The sequence below is a fragment of the Antarctobacter jejuensis genome (assembly GCF_052266595.1).
Lineage (GTDB): Bacteria > Pseudomonadota > Alphaproteobacteria > Rhodobacterales > Rhodobacteraceae > Antarctobacter > Antarctobacter jejuensis.
On record NZ_JBQQXJ010000018.1, the window covers coordinates 57,761 to 72,944 of the forward strand.

The window sequence follows — 15,184 nt, forward strand, 5'->3', positions numbered from 1 at the left end:
GGTTACTCCAGTATCAAATCGGGCGGGCCGAGCAGATCGCGGTCCGGTTCAATCCCCAGACCGGGGCCCTCGGGCGGGGCGATGCGTCCCGCGCGGCGCGAGGGCGCATCGGGGGCAATGCGCGGGCTGACATAGCCGGACAGGTCGCAGACGTTCAGGACCCGCGCCGGATCGGTGGACGCCGCCAGATGCAGCGCGGCCGCCGTGGCGATATCGCTACCCCAGGTATCCTCGATACACATCTTGGCCCCCAGGTGCAGGCACAGGTCGCGCGCGCGGCGCAGGGCCGACAGACCGCCGAGCTTCGACAGTTTCAGCGCGACGGCATCCATGATCCCAAAGTCATGCGCCCGCAGCAGGGTGGCCGTATCATGCGCCAGTTCGTCCAGCTTCATTGGCAAGCCGGTTGCGGCACGGACCCGTGCGCAATCCTCCAGCGTGGCGCAGGGCTGTTCCAGCATCACGTCCAGATGTGCCGCCCCACGCCCGACCCGCGTGGCCTCCAGCGAGGTCGCGCCACAGTTCCAGTCCCCGTAAACCAGCGGACCGGGGCCAACCGCTTCGCGCACCTTGGCCAAGCGTTCCACGTCCGTCTGCCAATCGCCAGAGGCGCCCAGCTTGGCCTGAAACTGTGTCATTCCCTGCGCCTGCGCCTCTCGCGCGATGCGCGCCATCTCATCCGGGTCGATGCAGGTTATGGAGTGATACAGAGGCAGATCCGCCTGCCGCTGCCCGCCCAGCAAGGCGTACAAAGGCAGGCTCGCCGCCTTGCCGGTGATGTCCCAAAACGCGATGTCCAGAGCTGATTTGGCGTAGCGATGATCCGGCAGCCATACCTCGGCCTTTGCCATCAGCGCCTCTGCCCCCAACGGGTCCGCCCCGATCAGAACCGGCACAAGTTCCTGCAAGGCCGGGCCAACGCCCCGAGCATAGGCGGGCAGGTAATGCGGAATCGGGCAGACCTCTCCCCAGCCGGTGATCCCGGCATCCGTCTCGACCGCTATGACGACGGTTTCCACCGTGTCGCAGGTCTTGCCCGCGGCCATGTAATAGGTTGCGTGGCTGGTCAGCGGGACATGCCACAGGGAAAGGCGCGTGATCTTCATGCGTAGACCGCCACCGGATCGCCCAGTGCATCCTCATCGGGATGCACGCCCAGTCCCGGCCCCTCTGGCAGATGCAGGTGGCCGTCGATGTTGCGGGGGCCACGGCCCCCGGCAATCTCGCAAGTGATCATGTCCTGGCAGGCCCAGACCGCGCGGCAATTCGCGTCCGGCACGGTTGCCGCAAGGTGCAACGCCTCTGTATCGGCCAACACGCTGCCGCCGGTCGCCATCACGAAGATGTCGATGCCATGGGCCAAGGCGATGTCGCGCATCCGCGCGGCCTTGGTCAGGCCGCCAACGCGGTTCAACTTGATCCCGAAGACCTCGGCCAACCCGTCGCGCGCGATGCGGGCGGCGTCCTGCAAGGTGACAAGGCTTTCGTCCACCGACACCGGGGCGGCGTGCTTGCCACAGATCGCGGCAATGTCGTCCAACGTTTCGCAGGGTTGTTCGAAGGTCACGCAGAGCGCCTCGGTCTCGCGCATGACCTGCAGTGCCTGTGCACGCGTCCAGCCCCGGTTGACGTCGTAAAGGATGATCTCATTCGGGGCGCGGTGCGCCTCGACGTCCCGGATGCGGGCAATGTCCCGGTCCACGTCCCCGCCGATCTTGACCGAGTGCGTAATGTAGCCGCGGGCGCGGTAGCGGTCCATGACCTCGCGGGTTTCCTCGACGGTCTTGGCCCCGACCGACGACGCAATGGGGCGCGGCGTGCGGCTGCCACCGCCCATCAGGTCGGCAATGGGCAGGCCCGCTGCCTGCCCCGCAATGTCCCAACAGGCCATGTCGATCGGGGATTTCGCATATAGATGCCCCGGCAGGGACAGGTCCATCGCCCGTTCCACCTCCAGCACCTTGCGCGGATCAAGGCCAAGGATGAAAGGCGCCATGGTCTGGATCCCCGCGCGGATGCCGAGCCCATGTGCGGGCACATAGGTGTGCCCCCATGGCGTACCCTCGCCCCAGCCGGTGATCCCGGCATCGGTTTCGATCTTCACCAGCGTGGCGTCCAGAACCTCGAACTTCAGCCGCCCGGCGGACAGCCAGTATGGATGCTCCAGAGGCAAATCGACGTGAAAGACGCTGATGCGTGTGATCTTCATATTCCACTCCGGTGATAGGTCAGCGCCTGCGCGAAACAGCGGCGCAGATCGTCGACTGGCAAGGGCCGGCCCAAGGGCAACAGGATCGCGCGATTGCCATCATAGGTGAGGCCCGGCACGGCATCGCGCCATGTCTCGACAAGGCTGGTCTGGCAATGGACCAACACCTGCAGATGCTCCGGGACTTTTGCCACCCAGTGCAGGCGGATCGGGGTGCCAGTGCGCGCGGCCTCAGGCGTCAATGACGGCTGCCCCCATTTCAGGGAGACGGAAAGCGGGTCAACCTGCTGTGCGGCGGCCTCGGCGTGAATGAGCTCAAACAGAGCCTCCGCTTGGCCACGCGCGGCCTCTGGCCACTGGGCCAGTACAGCGGCAACCTCGGGTCCTGTTACATCACTCGCTGCCATCACGTCGCCCCGAACACCGCCACGGGATCCCCGAGGCTGTCAAAGTCTGGGCTCACGCCCAGTCCCGGCCCATCGCTGGCGTACAGTTTGCCGTCGCGGGCCACCGGCCCGCCGATGCCGGTCGACCGTGTGTTGTAGTTCATCAGGTCGGTGGTGTTTTGCAGGTACTCCCTTGGTGTCGAGGCCGCGAAATGCGCGACGGCGGCACTGGCGATCTCGCCGCCCCACGAATCCTCGCTGACCACAGGCATGCTGTTATCCACAAGGTAGTCGCGCACCCGCCGCGCCTTTGTCAGCCCGCCGAGGTTGGAGATTTTCAGGCAACAGATTTCCGCGCCGCGATCCGCGACGATGCGTTGTGCCATCGCAATGCCGGTCACGCATTCATCCAGCTTCATTGGTTGTTCGGCTACCCGGCGCACCTGTTGGCATTCCTCATAGGTACGGCAAGGCTGCTCAAGAATGTAATCAAGGTCACGCGTCGCCCGCGCCACCCGGATCGCATTGTCCGCGCGCCAGCCCTGATTGGCGTCGGCCATGGCCTTTTCCCCCGGCTGCAACAAGGTCACGCCCGCGTGGATGCGGTCGATATCCGTGGCCCAGTCGCCTCCTACTTTGATCTGGAACTGGCGATAGCCCGCGTCGCGATAGCGCTGCATCTCTGCCAGCGTCTCATCCGTCGCCTTCTGCGGCGCGACCCGGTACATCGGTGCACCGTCAGTCAGCTTGCCCCCCATCAGCATCCAGACCGGCTGACCACAGGCCTGCCCGAGGATGTCCCAGCAGGCTGCATCAAACGGTGCCTTGGCATAGCCGTGGCCCTGCACGGCATGATCCATGATCTGTTCGATCCGGCCAACCTGACGCGGGTCCTCGCCCAGAAGGCGCCGCGCGACCAGCCGCGCCAAGGCAGGCACGCCTTCGGAATGGGCGACCATGTAGTTCTCTCCGCAGGGCGTGAACTCGCCGCAGCCGGACAGTCCGGCATCCGTATCGATCACCACGACGCTGGCCCGCGCAACGGTGATCGCATTGCCCGCGCCCCAGCCATATGACCCGCCCACATAGGGCAGATCCGTCTGATAGATGAGGATGCGGGTGATCTTCACAGCAGTTCGACCTCGACAAAGGTCATCAATTCTGTGCCCGCATTGATGACGTTATGAGAGACGGCCTTAGCGCGGGCGTAGGCCTCTCCCGGCTGCACCGTGACAGTGCGACTGTCGCCGCCGGGCTCTTCCAGCAGCATGTGGCAGGCTGTAATCGCAGTGATCACGTAGTCATGCCCATGCACGTGCCAGCCGGTCTCTGCCCCCGGTGAAAAGTCGAAGCGGGTCACACGGGTGCGGTCCGTCTCGACCAGCACGGTGGCAAGAGCTTGCGGGCGGGTCACGACGCAACCACGATGTTTCCGGTGTGTGTCTTGGCAATGAAGGCGGCCTGCGCCTCGCGCAGCTCCTCCAGCGGATAAGTGGCAGCCAGCGCGGGCTTGATCTCTCCGGCCTCGATGTAGCGCACGAGGTTTGGCATGACCTCGGGATCGATCACTGTCGACCCGGTGAAGGTGAGATCGCGCAGGTAGAAGGTCCGCAAATCGAAATCGACCATCGGCCCGGCAATGGCTCCCGAACAGGTGTAGCGACCGCCGCGCTCAAGCGCGTCAATCAGTTGCGCCCAGAATGGTCCCCCGACCACGTCCGCGACGACGGTAATCTTTTCGTCGCCCAGCGCCCTGCGCAGATTTTCCGGGGCGCGCGGCAGGATACGGTCGGGGCCAAGCTTGGCCACATCTGCGTGCTTTGCCTCTGACGCCATGGCGATGACCCGCGCGCCGCGCCGCTTGGCCAGTTGCACCAGTGCACCACCGACCCCGCCCGAGGCGCCGGGCACCAGAACGGTATCGGCATCGGTCACTTTGGCGCGAGTCAGCATGCCCTCTGCCGTCGAGTAGGAGCAGGAGAAAGTCGCCAGTTCCGCATCCGAAAGCGTAGAATCCACGGCAAGCGCATTCCGTGCGGGCATGGTGGTGTATTCGGCAAAACCGCCATCGCGTTCCGACCCGAAATAGCCTGTCTTGCTCTTGTCCAGCGGATCTTCGGGATCGCGCAGCCAGCAATCGACGATGATCCTTTCGCCGATACGTGCCGCATCCACGCCTTCGCCGACGGCGACGATCTCTCCGCAGACATCGGCCCCCTGGATACGCGGAAAACTGATCGGTGCGCCACCCCATGTGGCGTCCTGCTCGCCCACCTCCTGATAGGCGCCACCGGTCGTGGCCTCGCTCACGGTCTTGGAGTACCAGCCCGTACGCGTGTTCACGTCAGTGTTGTTCAACCCGCAAGCGCCGACGCGGACCAGAACCTCTCCTGCGGCGGGGTCGGGGCGTGGCCAATGCGGTTGCAGGACAATCTGGTCCAATTCGCCGTGGCCCATGGTGACCATGGCGCGCATCGTGTCGGGAAGGGTCATCAAACGTCTCCTGTCATTCGAGTTGCGGCCAACCTAGTCCGTCAGAACCGGGGTCGCATCCGTGCGGGGCAAGCGGTTTTGCGGATCATAGGCGGGTTCGCCCAAAACGCGGGCATCGCGGGGTGCGCCGTGGATGACAATCTGCAAATCCGTCCCCGGCTTCGCGGCCTGCGGTTTGACATAGGCAAAGGCGAGTATCTTGCCGACCGTATGGCCGTAGGCGACGGAGGCGGTAGACCCGACGACCTGCCCATCCAGCAGGACAGCCTCTCCGCCGTGGCCATCGACCTCACCATCCGGTTCGATTTCGAGGTATGCGCAGACCCAGGGCAGGTCCGCGTTCAGGGTCAGATCCCGGCCGAGGTACGCCTTGTCCGTGCGGGCAAAGCGCAGCACATCCGCCTCTGCCAGTGTCACCTCGTTGGTCAGCTCTCCTGCCCCCTTGAAGCCCTTTTCCATCCTCATGACGTTCATGGCAAAGCTGCCGTAATCGGCGATCCCATGCGCCTCACCAGCGGCCCAGAGCGCGCCATAGACACCCTTGACCGCAGCGAACGGCATGTGCAGTTCCCATCCCAGTTCCCCGGCATAGGACATGCGGAAGGCCCAGACATCATGCCCTGCAACGTCGATTTGCTGCGCCGACAGCCATCGGAACGCGGCATTGTCCAGACGGGCATCGGTCACAGCGCCCAGCACATCACGGGCGCGCGGGCCATTCAGCGACAGCGCGCCCCACGATTCGGACAAGGCGGTAACGGTCACATCCGCATCGCCGCTATGCGTATCGAGGTGATCCAGCAGGCGCTGTTCAAAGAAGGCCGCGCACACAAGGTAGAACCGATCCTCCGCCATCCGCACAATCGTGGTTTCCAGCTCGATCCGGCCACGGCGGTTCAGCATGTGGGTCAGCGTGATGCTGCCCACCTTCTGCGGCATCCTGTTGGCGGTCAGCCGGTCCAGCAGGGCATAGGCATCCGACCCCTCGACCAGCACCTTGGTGAAGGCCGTGACATCCATGATGCCGACACGCTCGCGCACCGCGCGGACCTCTTGCCCAACCATGTCGTGCACTTCGTTGCGACGGAAGGAGTAGTGATCCTGCTGCGAGACACCATCCCTGGCAAACCAGCGCGGGCGTTCGAAGCCGTAGACTTCCTCATGCACCGCTCCCTTTGACTTCAAGGTTTCATACAGCGGCGAGGGTTTGATTGGCCGCCCGGCAAGGCGGTTGAAATGCGGGAACGGGATTTCGTGGCGCAGGCAATAATCCTCCTTCGCCTTGGTGACCTGCCATTTCTTGGTGGCGTAGTCGCCGAAACGGCGCGGGTCGTAGTCGCGCATGGAGATATCCGCCGCGCCATGGACCATCCAGCGGGCCAGTTCGCGCGTCAGGCCGGGACCCCAGCCGATACCGATCTGCGTGCCGCAACAGCACCAGTAGTTGCGAACACCCGGCGCCGGACCGATCAGCGGGTTGCCGTCCGGCGGGTGACTGATCGCGCCGTGCACCTCGCGCTGGATGCCTAGGTCGGCAAAGATCGGCATGCGGTTCAGGCTTTCCTCCAGCCAAGGCATCACGCGGTCATAATCGGCATCGAACAGCTCGTTCTCTGCCTCCCACGGACAGTGATCCTCCCAGACGGTGTTCGGGTTTTCCTTTTCGTAGATGCCGATCAGGCCGCGCTTCTGCTCCATCCGGATATAGCCGGAGACCTTGCGGTCATCGCGGATCACCGGCAACTCCCTGTCCAGCGCCTGAAACTCCGGCACCGGCTCGGTCACGAAGTAATGGTGCGTCATGGAGGTCATTGGCAGTTGCAGCCCCGACCATTCGCCCATCTGGCGAGCATAGGTGCCGCCCGCGTTGACCACATGCTCGCAGCGGATGGTGCCTTGTTCGGTCTCGACCACCCACTCGCCATTGTCGGCCTGCGTGATGTTGGTGGCGCGGCAGCGGCGCATGATTCGCACGCCCTTTGACCGCGCGCCCGCCGCCAATGCCATCGTGACGTTGGTTGGGTCCACATGGCCATCATCCGGCGTGTGCAGCGCACCCAATACGCCGTCGAGATTGTAGAACGGGTGCAGTTCAGCGACTCGCTCCGGCCCGACCAATTCGATGTTGAAGCCCAACGATCGACCCACGGACAGCGTATGCCGCAACCAATCCATCTCATCCGCCGTATAGGCCAGCCGGAAAGATCCGCAGCCGTGCCAAGTCACCGCCTGCCCGGTCTCGCGCTCCAACCCGCCGGAATAGAGGCCGATGTTGTAATCCACGCATTTGCCCAGGCCGAAAGACGAGGTCGAATGCGTGATCTGCCCCGCCGCGTGCCAGGTGCTTCCAGAGGTCAGCTCGGCCTTTTCCAGAAGGACCACCTCCGGCCCCCAGCCTTCGTGCGCCAGATGATAGGCGAGGCCCACCCCCATCACGCCGCCGCCGACGATCACCACACGCGCCGTTTCCGGCAGGGTCTTTCCGGTCATAATGCCTCCGTCACTTTGAGGGGGTCGAAAAGCCATCCCGACAAGGCGGGAAATTGCTCGACAGGCTAAGAGGACATGTGTACCACTGTCAATCATGAATGGCACAAATGTATCATCCAACATCCTCGACCGCCTGCGCGACGAATGGGAAGCGCTGACACCAGAGGCGCAGAAGGCCGCACGCTACGTGCTGGAAAACCCGCAGGACGTGGGGGTTTCGACCGTGCGGGAAATCGCCGAGGCGGCGAAGGTCAAACCCAACACCATTGTCCGCATGGCCCGGCAGGTAGGTTTTGAGGGGTACGAGGATTTCCGCGCGCCCTTCCGCGAGGCGATCCGCCAAGGCACCGCCACCTTCCCCGACCGGGCGCGCTGGCTGCAGGACATCCGCAAATCCGGCGACCTTGGCGGCCTTTATGCCGACATGGCAGAGGCCGCCATCCGCAACCTTGAGGAAACCTTTGCCGGAATCGACGCCGAGGATCTCAAGGCCGCGGCCGAGGCGATCTGGACCAGCCGGCAAGTCTATACGCTGGGTGTCGGCGTCAACAACGCCAACGCCCGCAACTTCACCTACCTCGCCTCGACAGGAATGTCCCAATTCCACGCCATTCCACGGCCCGGATCCACCGCCATCGACGATCTGGCATGGGCCAACGAACAGGACGTGCTGATCGCCATGACCTGCCGCCCCTACCGAACAGAGGTGATCAAGGCGCTGGACATTGCCCGCGAACAGGGGCTGACCATCATCGGCCTGTCCGACAGCCCCGCCAGCCCCGTCATCCGGGCGGCTAATTTCGGGTTCGTCGTCTCCGCCGACACGCCTCAGTTTTTCCCGTCTTCCGTATCGACCATTGCCTTGCTGGAAACGCTTCTCAGCTTTGTCATTGCCGTGGCCTCGGACGAGATCGTCGAGCGGGTCGAGAAATTCCACGAACGCCGCCATCAGCTTGGCATCTATATGGAGGAACCGGAATGAACCTTCACGTCGAGCCGGTCCGCTCTCTTGCGGCCCGGTATTACACCGATCCCGCCGTATTCGAGGTCGAAAAGGCCGGGTTGCTGGCGCAGACATGGCAATTTGCCGGTCACGCCAGCCAATTGGAAAACCCCGGCGACTATTTCGCCTTTGAGATGGCGGGCGAAAGCCTGTTCTGCATCAAGGGACGGGATGCCGTCATCCGCACCTTCTACAACGTCTGCCAGCACCGGGCACACCAGCTTGTCAGCGGTGAGGGCAGCACGCGCGTCGTCGTCTGCCCCTACCACGCATGGACCTACGAACTGACCGGGGGATTGCGCGCCGCGCCCAATGCCAAATCGGTCGCCGGTTTCGACAAGTCGAAGATCTGCCTGACCGAGGTGCGAACCGAAGTTTTCCTCGGCTTCATCTTCGTCAACCTCGACCCCATGGCCAAGCCGATGGACGACTGGTTTCCGAGTGTGCGCACGGAACTGGAGGCTTTCGTGCCGCAATGGGCCGATCTCAGGCCGTTGGAATGGATCGAGATACCGGAAAACTGCAACTGGAAGGTCTCGGTCGAGAACTACTCCGAATGCTACCACTGCTCATTGAACCATCCGACCTTTTCGACCGGGGTCATCAAACCCGAAACCTATGACATCCAGCCACAAGGGTTTTGCCTGCGCCACACGACCGATTGCAACAGCCTCGACCAGATGACCTATGACATCGACAGCGGTTTTCCGAACAACGACAAGTATTCGTCGTGGTTTCTCTGGCCGATGTTCTCGTTTCAGGTCTACCCGGGCAACCTGCTGAACACCTATCACTGGCGCGCCGTTGATGCCGATCACGTGGTGGTCTGGCGGGGCTGGTATTCGGTCGGTGGATATGACGACGAAACCGTGCGCCGCATGGCGCAGCAGGATCGCGCGACGACCGTGGAAGAGGACATTCACCTTGTGGAGTCTGTGCAGCGCGGCTTGAAATCGCGAGGCTACGTGCCCGGCCCGCTGGTGGTTGACCCCGGCTGTGGGGTGAATTCCGAACATTCCATCCTGCACCTGCAACGCTGGATGCGGGAGGCTGTGGATGGATGAAATCACCGGCCGCTGCCTGTGCGGGAACATTCACTACAGGACGGAAACCGCGCCAGCCTGGACCGCGCTCTGTCATTGCGAAAGCTGCCGCCGGGCCTGTTCGGCACCGGTGGTGGCTTGGATGGGGTTTGCAGTGGGTGATGTTCAGTGGACCGGCGACCGAAAGTTCTACAAATCGTCGGACATCGCCACGCGCGGCTTCTGCCCCGATTGCGGCACCCAAATGAGTTTCGAAAGCACGCGCTGGCCGGGTGAGATCCACCTCTACGGCGCGTCTCGCGACGACCCAGACGCCTATGTGCCCGAGCTGCATTGCCACTATGCGGAACGGCTGCCGTGGCTGCACAATTCGGACGCTCTGCCGAAGTTTCCTGCCAGTGCGAATGACGGGGAACCGGAAGCATGATGCCATCGGAATGGCGGCCGGAACACAAGCTGTTCCCCCATCAGGTAGGCTTTACCTGCCCCCCTTTTGACTATGACGCCGCACCGTCAGACTTTCTGCGCATGTCCCCGGACAGCGTCGGCGTTCACGGATGGATGCTGCATGTGCCGGATTACGTACACGGGCTGGATCAACGGAAACAGAACTTCGGCATGATGGAGGATTTCTGTCACGTCATGTCACGCAATGGCGCGGATGTTGCCGCGCAGGTCGGGTCGAATTGGGTCCATGCGAGCGGGTTGGGCGTGGAGGGGATCCGCTCTCATTGCGCACGGCTGTCGGATACCTACGGGCTGCACTTTCACATGGCGGGTTACGCCATGGTCGAGGCCTTGCGGGAGATGAATGTGGAAAAGGTGGCGCTGAACGCCGCTTATCACTGGCCGGAGTGGTGGCAGGGGACTGTCGGCTTCCTGCGCGAGGCCGGGTTCGACGTGATCTGGGCCGGGAACTTTCACGATCAGGGTTGGTTTGACAGCCAGGACGCGGTGAACAACTGCCGCTGGGTGTTCGACGGCGATCTGGCGGTGAAAAGCTTTGACTACGTCGCGGGCCGCGCTCCGCAGGCCGATGCCATCCTGATCAATGGCATGTGCAATTTCCGCACCGGCACGAATGGCCAACCGCAGCGCCCGGTGCATCTGACCCGCATGCTCGAAGAGCGGCTGGGCAAGCCGGTGATTGGCCACGACACGGCCCTGTACTGGCGCATTTTCAAATCATTGGGCCTTGCCCCGACCACCCCGCAGGGCCGCCTTTTGGAGAGCCTTCATGCATAAGATCATTGCGCTTTGGGCCGTGCCCCGCTCTACCTCCACCGCGTTTGAATGGATGATGCGCCAACGCGGCGACCTTGATTGCCTGCATGAACCCTATGGAGAGGCGTGGTATCAGGGCGAAGATCCGTTCTGGCCCCGGTACTGCGAAGGGGACAAGACGACGCCGGGTCTGACACTGGATAGTGTCTGGTCGGACATTCAGGCACGGGCAGAGAAAGGCCCGGTCTTTCTCAAGGATTTCCCGCATTACATCAATCACGTGTGGACGCCGTCCTTTCTAAGCCATTTCACCCACGCCTTCCTGATCCGCGACCCGGCCAAGACGATCACGTCGATCCACAACAAGTGGCCCGACTATGATGAGACCGAACTGGGCTTTCCCGAACAGCGTGCGCTGTTTGACCTGCTCACCGCCCTGAACGGTACGCCGCCCCCGGTGATCGACAGCGACGATCTGCTGGCCGACCCACATGCGATGGTCGAGAAGTTCTGTGAGGCGGTCGGCATTCCCTTTCTGGAACAGGCGCTGACCTGGGCACCGGGCGGAGATCCGTCGGCGCATAGCTGGTGGGATGGCGGATCGTTTCATCACAATCTTGCGCAATCCACCGGGCTGACGCCGCAGCCGCGCCGCTATGTCGATATTGCCGAGGCACCGCCACGCGTAAGACAGTCCCACAAACGGATGAAACCGCATTACGATCACCTCTATCGCCACCGCCTTACGATCTGAAAGGAACCCCATGTCCAGCTTTGACGAAGACCTGTTTCTCAAGGGACTTGAGCAGCGCAAGGCCACGCTCGGTGCGGAGTACGTGGAAAAGAACCTCGCCGCGGCCGACGATTTTACGCGCCCCTTTCAGGAGGCCATGACAGCGTGGTGCTGGGGGTTCGGCTGGGGCGATGACGTGATCGACGCCAAGACCCGCAGCATGATGAACCTGTCCATGATCGGCGCCTTGGGCAAGATGCACGAATGGGAAATCCATTGCCGGGGTGCGCTGAACAATGGCGTCACCAAGGAGGAAATCCGCGCGATCATCCACGTCGTCGGCATCTATTGCGGCGTACCGCAGGCGCTGGAATGCTTTCGCGTGGCGCGCAAGGTGCTGGAGGAACGCGGCCAGCTGTAGCCGCCCTTCGATCCGGTCTGTGAAAGCCTCAGTCCCCCTGATCCCCGATGAATCCGCCGGACTGACGGTGCCAGAGCGTGGCGTAAAGGTTGCCCGCCGCCAGCAGGTCGGTATGGGTGCCGCTTTCTACGATGCGTCCGTTGTCCAGCACCACGATGCGATCCATCTCTGCGATGGTCGACAGGCGGTGTGCGATGGCGATCACAGTTTTGTCCCGCATGATACGCCTGAGGGCGGTCTGGATCTCGGATTCGACCTCGCTGTCAAGCGCGCTGGTCGCCTCGTCGAGGATCAGGATCGGCGCGTCTTTCAGGAACACCCGGGCAAGGGCAATCCGTTGGCGCTGTCCGCCAGACAGTTTCACCCCGCGTTCGCCCACATGGGCGTCGTAGCCGGTGCGGCCCTGACTGTCGCGCAGATCGCAGATGAATTCATGGGCCCGGGCCTCGCGTGCGGCGGCCTCGATCTGCGATTGCGTCACGCCTGCCTGACCGATGGTGAGGTTGTCGCGTACCGACCGGTTCAACAGTGCGGCCTGCTGGCTGACCATGCCGATGGCACGACGCAGGCTTTCGGGATCGACGCCGCTGATATCCTGACCGTCGATCCGGATCCGCCCGCCTTCGGGATCGTAGAACCGCAGGATCAGGTTGACCAAGGTCGATTTCCCGGCCCCTGATGGGCCGACAAGGCCGACCTTTTCGCCCGGCGCAATCTGTAGATCGACCCCCATCAGGCCGCCCCTGCCCTTACCATAGTGGTGGCGCGCGCCTTCAATCGTGATCCCACCTGCTGTCACCTTCAGCGCAGGCGCGTTTCCGTCATGCGGAATGACCAGCGGCTGGGCAATGGTATGCAGCGCCTCCCGGATCGAGCCGACCTGTTCGAAAATCCTCCAGACCGCCTCCAGCATCCATTCCGCCATCGTGGTGATGCGCAGGGACAAGGCGACGGCGGCGCTGACAAGACCGATGGTGGCGCCCCCCTGACTCCAGAGCCAGATGCCGTAGCCCACGATGCCCACCATGATGAGGCCTTCCAGCCAGACGGTCACGGTGCGAAGGGCAAGCCCGATCTGGCGGGCACGGAACAGGGTTTCGCGCGTGTCTTCGAGCGAGGCATGGTGATCGGCCTCCAGATCCGCGCGACGGGCGAACAGGCTGACCGTATCGAAATTGGAAAACGTATCCACGACCTTGCCCAGCAAAGCTGATTTGGACGCCATGAACGCCTCCATCGCGCGCACCATGCGCGGCACGATCAGCGCCATCAGCACGATATACAGCACCAGCCAGATGAGCAGCGGAATGGCCAACCGAATGTCGGTACCAGCCATCAGAATGACCACACCGACCACATAGACAAAGCCAAAGGCCACCGCATTGATCGACTGATAAATGGCGTCAGAGGCATAGTTGCCCATCAGCACAAGACGCGAGGCCGTGCGCCCGGCCAGATCCTCCTGAAACCAGCCCACCGACTGCCGGGTCAGGTGGTCATAGGCGCGCCAGCGGAACAGGTTGGCCACGTTGCAGGCAAAGCCGATGTCATTGACCATGTAACGGGCGAACTGCGACAGGGGCCTTAACAGTAGGATGGTGACCGCGGCCAAGATTAGGCCGCGGCTATGTTGCCCCCAGATTTCGGATGGCGGGGTTACGGCAAGCATGTCGATCAACTGCCCGGCATAGCTGATCAGCCAGACCTCGATGCTGGCGGTGAGGACGGTCACGACGACGCTGAGGAAAAGCACCCAGCGCAGAGGCCGCAGATGCGACCTCACATAGGGCCAGGCGCGCCCGGCGGGCGCACCGCCGGGACCGTGGACGTAAGGATTGGCTAGACCCAGGGCGAGCCGCGTGAGGCGGTCGTAGATCGCGAACATCATTCATCCTCAATCGCCAGGCACCTGTGACCGGCAGGATGGTCAAAACGGTCAGTAGTTCCACATGGTCCCGTCTTCGAGCCGCACGATGGGATGGCTGCCGGGTTCATAGCTGTAACGCGCAACCTCATTTTCATCGAAATCGATACCAAGCCCCGGCGCATCGCTGACATAGAACATGCCGCTTTCCATCCGGTGTTCCGACGGGAACAGGGCATCACATTCGGGCGTCCCCAGGACGAGGTATTCCTGAATGCCAAAGTTCGGCGCCCAGGCATTCAGATGCGCCTGCGCGGCCATCGAGATCGGCGAATGGCTGGGCGCACCGTGAAAGCCGGTCTTGACGTGGTGCAGCCCGGCCAGATCGACGATCCTTTTCACGTGGGTGATGCCTCCGGCATAGGTGACGGCCACGCGGATGAAATCGATCATCTCGTTCTCGATCAGCTTGTTGCACTCCCAGATCGAGTTGAAGACCTCTCCGATGGCGATGGGCACGGTGGAATGCTGGCGGATCAGTTTCAGCGCGTCCTGATCCTCTGCCGGGGTCGGATCTTCCATCCAGAACAGGCCGACGGGTTCCACCGCCTTGGCGAATTCAGCCGCCTCCCGTGGCAATAGCCGGTGATGGACATCGTGCAGGATCTTCAAATCCGGGCCGAACCGTTCACGGATCTGCATCAGCGCGCCCGGCATGTAGCGCATGTACCGGTCGGTGTCCCAGACCTCGACCTTCGGCTGAATGCCAGTGTAGTCGGTGATGTAATTCTTCACATCGCCCTTCTTTTCCGGCACGGCGTAGCTGGCGGTTGGCATTCCGGGAATGCCGCACTGCACGCGCACCGCCTTGTATCCGTCCTCTACATAGGCCGCGACCGAGTCCATCAGATCCTCAAGATCGGCCCCCGTGGCGTGGGCGTAGACCAGCGCGCCCTCACGGCTCTTGCCGCCGAACAACTGATATAGCGGCATGTTCGCCAGCTTGCCCTTGATGTCCCACAGCGCCATATCGATGGCCCCATAGGCGGCCATGGCGATGGGACCGCGCCGGTAATAGGCCCCCCGGTAAAACAACTGCCAGATATCCTCGCTGTTGCGCGGATCCATCCCGATCAGGTTCGGGATCAGGTAGTCCTGCAGGTATTTTGCAGGCAGGGTTTCGCGGTTGTTCAGCGTGGCGTCCCCCAGACCATAGACCCCCTGATCGGTCATGATCTTCAGGGTCACATAGTTCTTGCGCGGTCCGCCCACGAACACCTTGGCATCTGTAATCTTCATCGAAATCCTCCCAATTCTG

At 62.8% G+C, this 15,184-nt stretch carries 15 protein-coding genes; 6 read left to right on the forward strand and 9 right to left on the reverse strand.

The genetic code is table 11. From position 1 onward, the window contains the following. Positions 1-2: 2 nt before the first annotated feature. The 7 genes from ACTXGA_RS20555 to ACTXGA_RS20585 are packed head-to-tail and all read right to left on the reverse strand — an operon-like array spanning position 3 to position 7,578. On the reverse strand, positions 3-1,106 hold the full coding sequence (locus tag ACTXGA_RS20555; protein WP_443396532.1) for a mandelate racemase/muconate lactonizing enzyme family protein: 1,104 nt from the start codon (positions 1,104-1,106) through the stop codon (positions 3-5). Next, positions 1,103-2,209 carry a mandelate racemase/muconate lactonizing enzyme family protein gene (locus ACTXGA_RS20560; RefSeq protein WP_443396534.1) on the reverse strand — a complete coding sequence of 369 codons (1,107 nt, stop codon included), beginning with the start codon at positions 2,207-2,209 and terminating at the stop codon, positions 1,103-1,105. The genes ACTXGA_RS20555 and ACTXGA_RS20560 overlap by 4 nt, the downstream gene beginning before the upstream one ends. Further along, entirely contained in the window at positions 2,206-2,616 is a 411-nt protein-coding gene (locus ACTXGA_RS20565; RefSeq protein WP_443396536.1) for a hypothetical protein, read from the reverse strand. Before ACTXGA_RS20565 ends, ACTXGA_RS20560 begins: the two co-directional genes overlap by 4 nt. Continuing rightward, positions 2,616-3,725, reverse strand: a complete 1,110-nt coding sequence (locus ACTXGA_RS20570) for a mandelate racemase/muconate lactonizing enzyme family protein (RefSeq protein WP_443396538.1) — start codon at positions 3,723-3,725, stop codon at positions 2,616-2,618. Before ACTXGA_RS20570 ends, ACTXGA_RS20565 begins: the two co-directional genes overlap by 1 nt. Beyond that, positions 3,722-4,009 (reverse strand): cupin domain-containing protein, encoded by a 288-nt coding sequence (locus ACTXGA_RS20575; protein ID WP_443396539.1) that lies wholly within the window; start codon positions 4,007-4,009, stop codon positions 3,722-3,724. The genes ACTXGA_RS20570 and ACTXGA_RS20575 overlap by 4 nt, the downstream gene beginning before the upstream one ends. Next, on the reverse strand, positions 4,006-5,088 hold the full coding sequence (locus ACTXGA_RS20580; RefSeq protein WP_443396540.1) for an alcohol dehydrogenase family protein: 1,083 nt from the start codon (positions 5,086-5,088) through the stop codon (positions 4,006-4,008). Before ACTXGA_RS20580 ends, ACTXGA_RS20575 begins: the two co-directional genes overlap by 4 nt. Positions 5,089-5,121: 33 nt before the next feature. After that, a complete protein-coding gene (locus tag ACTXGA_RS20585; RefSeq protein ID WP_443396541.1) occupies positions 5,122-7,578 on the reverse strand; it encodes an FAD-dependent oxidoreductase in 2,457 nt (818 codons plus the stop codon). Between the two features lie 94 nt (positions 7,579-7,672). Between ACTXGA_RS20585 and ACTXGA_RS20590 the strand changes: the two genes are divergently transcribed. The 6 genes from ACTXGA_RS20590 to ACTXGA_RS20615 are packed head-to-tail and all read left to right on the forward strand — an operon-like array spanning position 7,673 to position 12,002. Further along, positions 7,673-8,560 carry a MurR/RpiR family transcriptional regulator gene (locus ACTXGA_RS20590; RefSeq protein ID WP_443396542.1) on the forward strand — a complete coding sequence of 296 codons (888 nt, stop codon included), beginning with the start codon at positions 7,673-7,675 and terminating at the stop codon, positions 8,558-8,560. Further along, entirely contained in the window at positions 8,557-9,645 is a 1,089-nt protein-coding gene (locus ACTXGA_RS20595; RefSeq protein WP_443396544.1) for an aromatic ring-hydroxylating oxygenase subunit alpha, read from the forward strand. Before ACTXGA_RS20590 ends, ACTXGA_RS20595 begins: the two co-directional genes overlap by 4 nt. Then, entirely contained in the window at positions 9,638-10,051 is a 414-nt protein-coding gene (locus tag ACTXGA_RS20600) for a GFA family protein (protein ID WP_443396546.1), read from the forward strand. The genes ACTXGA_RS20595 and ACTXGA_RS20600 overlap by 8 nt, the downstream gene beginning before the upstream one ends. Then, entirely contained in the window at positions 10,048-10,869 is an 822-nt protein-coding gene (locus ACTXGA_RS20605) for an aspartate racemase/maleate isomerase family protein (RefSeq protein ID WP_443396548.1), read from the forward strand. The genes ACTXGA_RS20600 and ACTXGA_RS20605 overlap by 4 nt, the downstream gene beginning before the upstream one ends. After that, positions 10,862-11,602, forward strand: coding sequence for a sulfotransferase-like domain-containing protein (locus ACTXGA_RS20610; protein ID WP_443396550.1), 741 nt, complete (start codon positions 10,862-10,864; stop codon positions 11,600-11,602). Before ACTXGA_RS20605 ends, ACTXGA_RS20610 begins: the two co-directional genes overlap by 8 nt. 10 nt (positions 11,603-11,612) lie before the next feature. Beyond that, positions 11,613-12,002 (forward strand): carboxymuconolactone decarboxylase family protein, encoded by a 390-nt coding sequence (locus tag ACTXGA_RS20615; protein ID WP_443396552.1) that lies wholly within the window; start codon positions 11,613-11,615, stop codon positions 12,000-12,002. A 28-nt stretch (positions 12,003-12,030) separates the two neighbouring features. Here the strand turns inward: ACTXGA_RS20615 and ACTXGA_RS20620 are convergent, their stop codons facing one another. Both ACTXGA_RS20620 and manD read right to left on the reverse strand, forming a co-directional pair. Next, on the reverse strand, positions 12,031-13,887 hold the full coding sequence (locus tag ACTXGA_RS20620; RefSeq protein ID WP_443396592.1) for an ABC transporter ATP-binding protein: 1,857 nt from the start codon (positions 13,885-13,887) through the stop codon (positions 12,031-12,033). A 51-nt stretch (positions 13,888-13,938) separates the two neighbouring features. Beyond that, positions 13,939-15,165 carry a D-mannonate dehydratase ManD gene (gene manD / locus ACTXGA_RS20625; protein ID WP_443396554.1) on the reverse strand — a complete coding sequence of 409 codons (1,227 nt, stop codon included), beginning with the start codon at positions 15,163-15,165 and terminating at the stop codon, positions 13,939-13,941. Positions 15,166-15,184: the final 19 nt, after the last annotated feature.

Excerpts from the sequence above, each read along its gene's own strand:
- manD (WP_443396554.1), bottom strand. The coding sequence starts at position 15,165 with ATGAAGATTACAGATGCCAAGGTGTTCGTGGGCGGACCGCGCAAGAAC.
- ACTXGA_RS20565 (WP_443396536.1), bottom strand. The coding sequence starts at position 2,616 with ATGGCAGCGAGTGATGTAACAGGACCCGAGGTTGCCGCTGTACTGGCC.
- ACTXGA_RS20555 (WP_443396532.1), bottom strand. The coding sequence starts at position 1,106 with ATGAAGATCACGCGCCTTTCCCTGTGGCATGTCCCGCTGACCAGCCAC.
- ACTXGA_RS20590 (WP_443396542.1), top strand. The coding sequence starts at position 7,673 with ATGAATGGCACAAATGTATCATCCAACATCCTCGACCGCCTGCGCGAC.
- ACTXGA_RS20580 (WP_443396540.1), bottom strand. The coding sequence starts at position 5,088 with ATGACCCTTCCCGACACGATGCGCGCCATGGTCACCATGGGCCACGGC.
- ACTXGA_RS20600 (WP_443396546.1), top strand. The coding sequence starts at position 9,638 with ATGGATGAAATCACCGGCCGCTGCCTGTGCGGGAACATTCACTACAGG.
- ACTXGA_RS20605 (WP_443396548.1), top strand. The coding sequence starts at position 10,048 with ATGATGCCATCGGAATGGCGGCCGGAACACAAGCTGTTCCCCCATCAG.
- ACTXGA_RS20560 (WP_443396534.1), bottom strand. The coding sequence starts at position 2,209 with ATGAAGATCACACGCATCAGCGTCTTTCACGTCGATTTGCCTCTGGAG.
- ACTXGA_RS20615 (WP_443396552.1), top strand. The coding sequence starts at position 11,613 with ATGTCCAGCTTTGACGAAGACCTGTTTCTCAAGGGACTTGAGCAGCGC.
- ACTXGA_RS20610 (WP_443396550.1), top strand. The coding sequence starts at position 10,862 with ATGCATAAGATCATTGCGCTTTGGGCCGTGCCCCGCTCTACCTCCACC.
- ACTXGA_RS20595 (WP_443396544.1), top strand. The coding sequence starts at position 8,557 with ATGAACCTTCACGTCGAGCCGGTCCGCTCTCTTGCGGCCCGGTATTAC.
- ACTXGA_RS20585 (WP_443396541.1), bottom strand. The coding sequence starts at position 7,578 with ATGACCGGAAAGACCCTGCCGGAAACGGCGCGTGTGGTGATCGTCGGC.
- ACTXGA_RS20620 (WP_443396592.1), bottom strand. The coding sequence starts at position 13,887 with ATGTTCGCGATCTACGACCGCCTCACGCGGCTCGCCCTGGGTCTAGCC.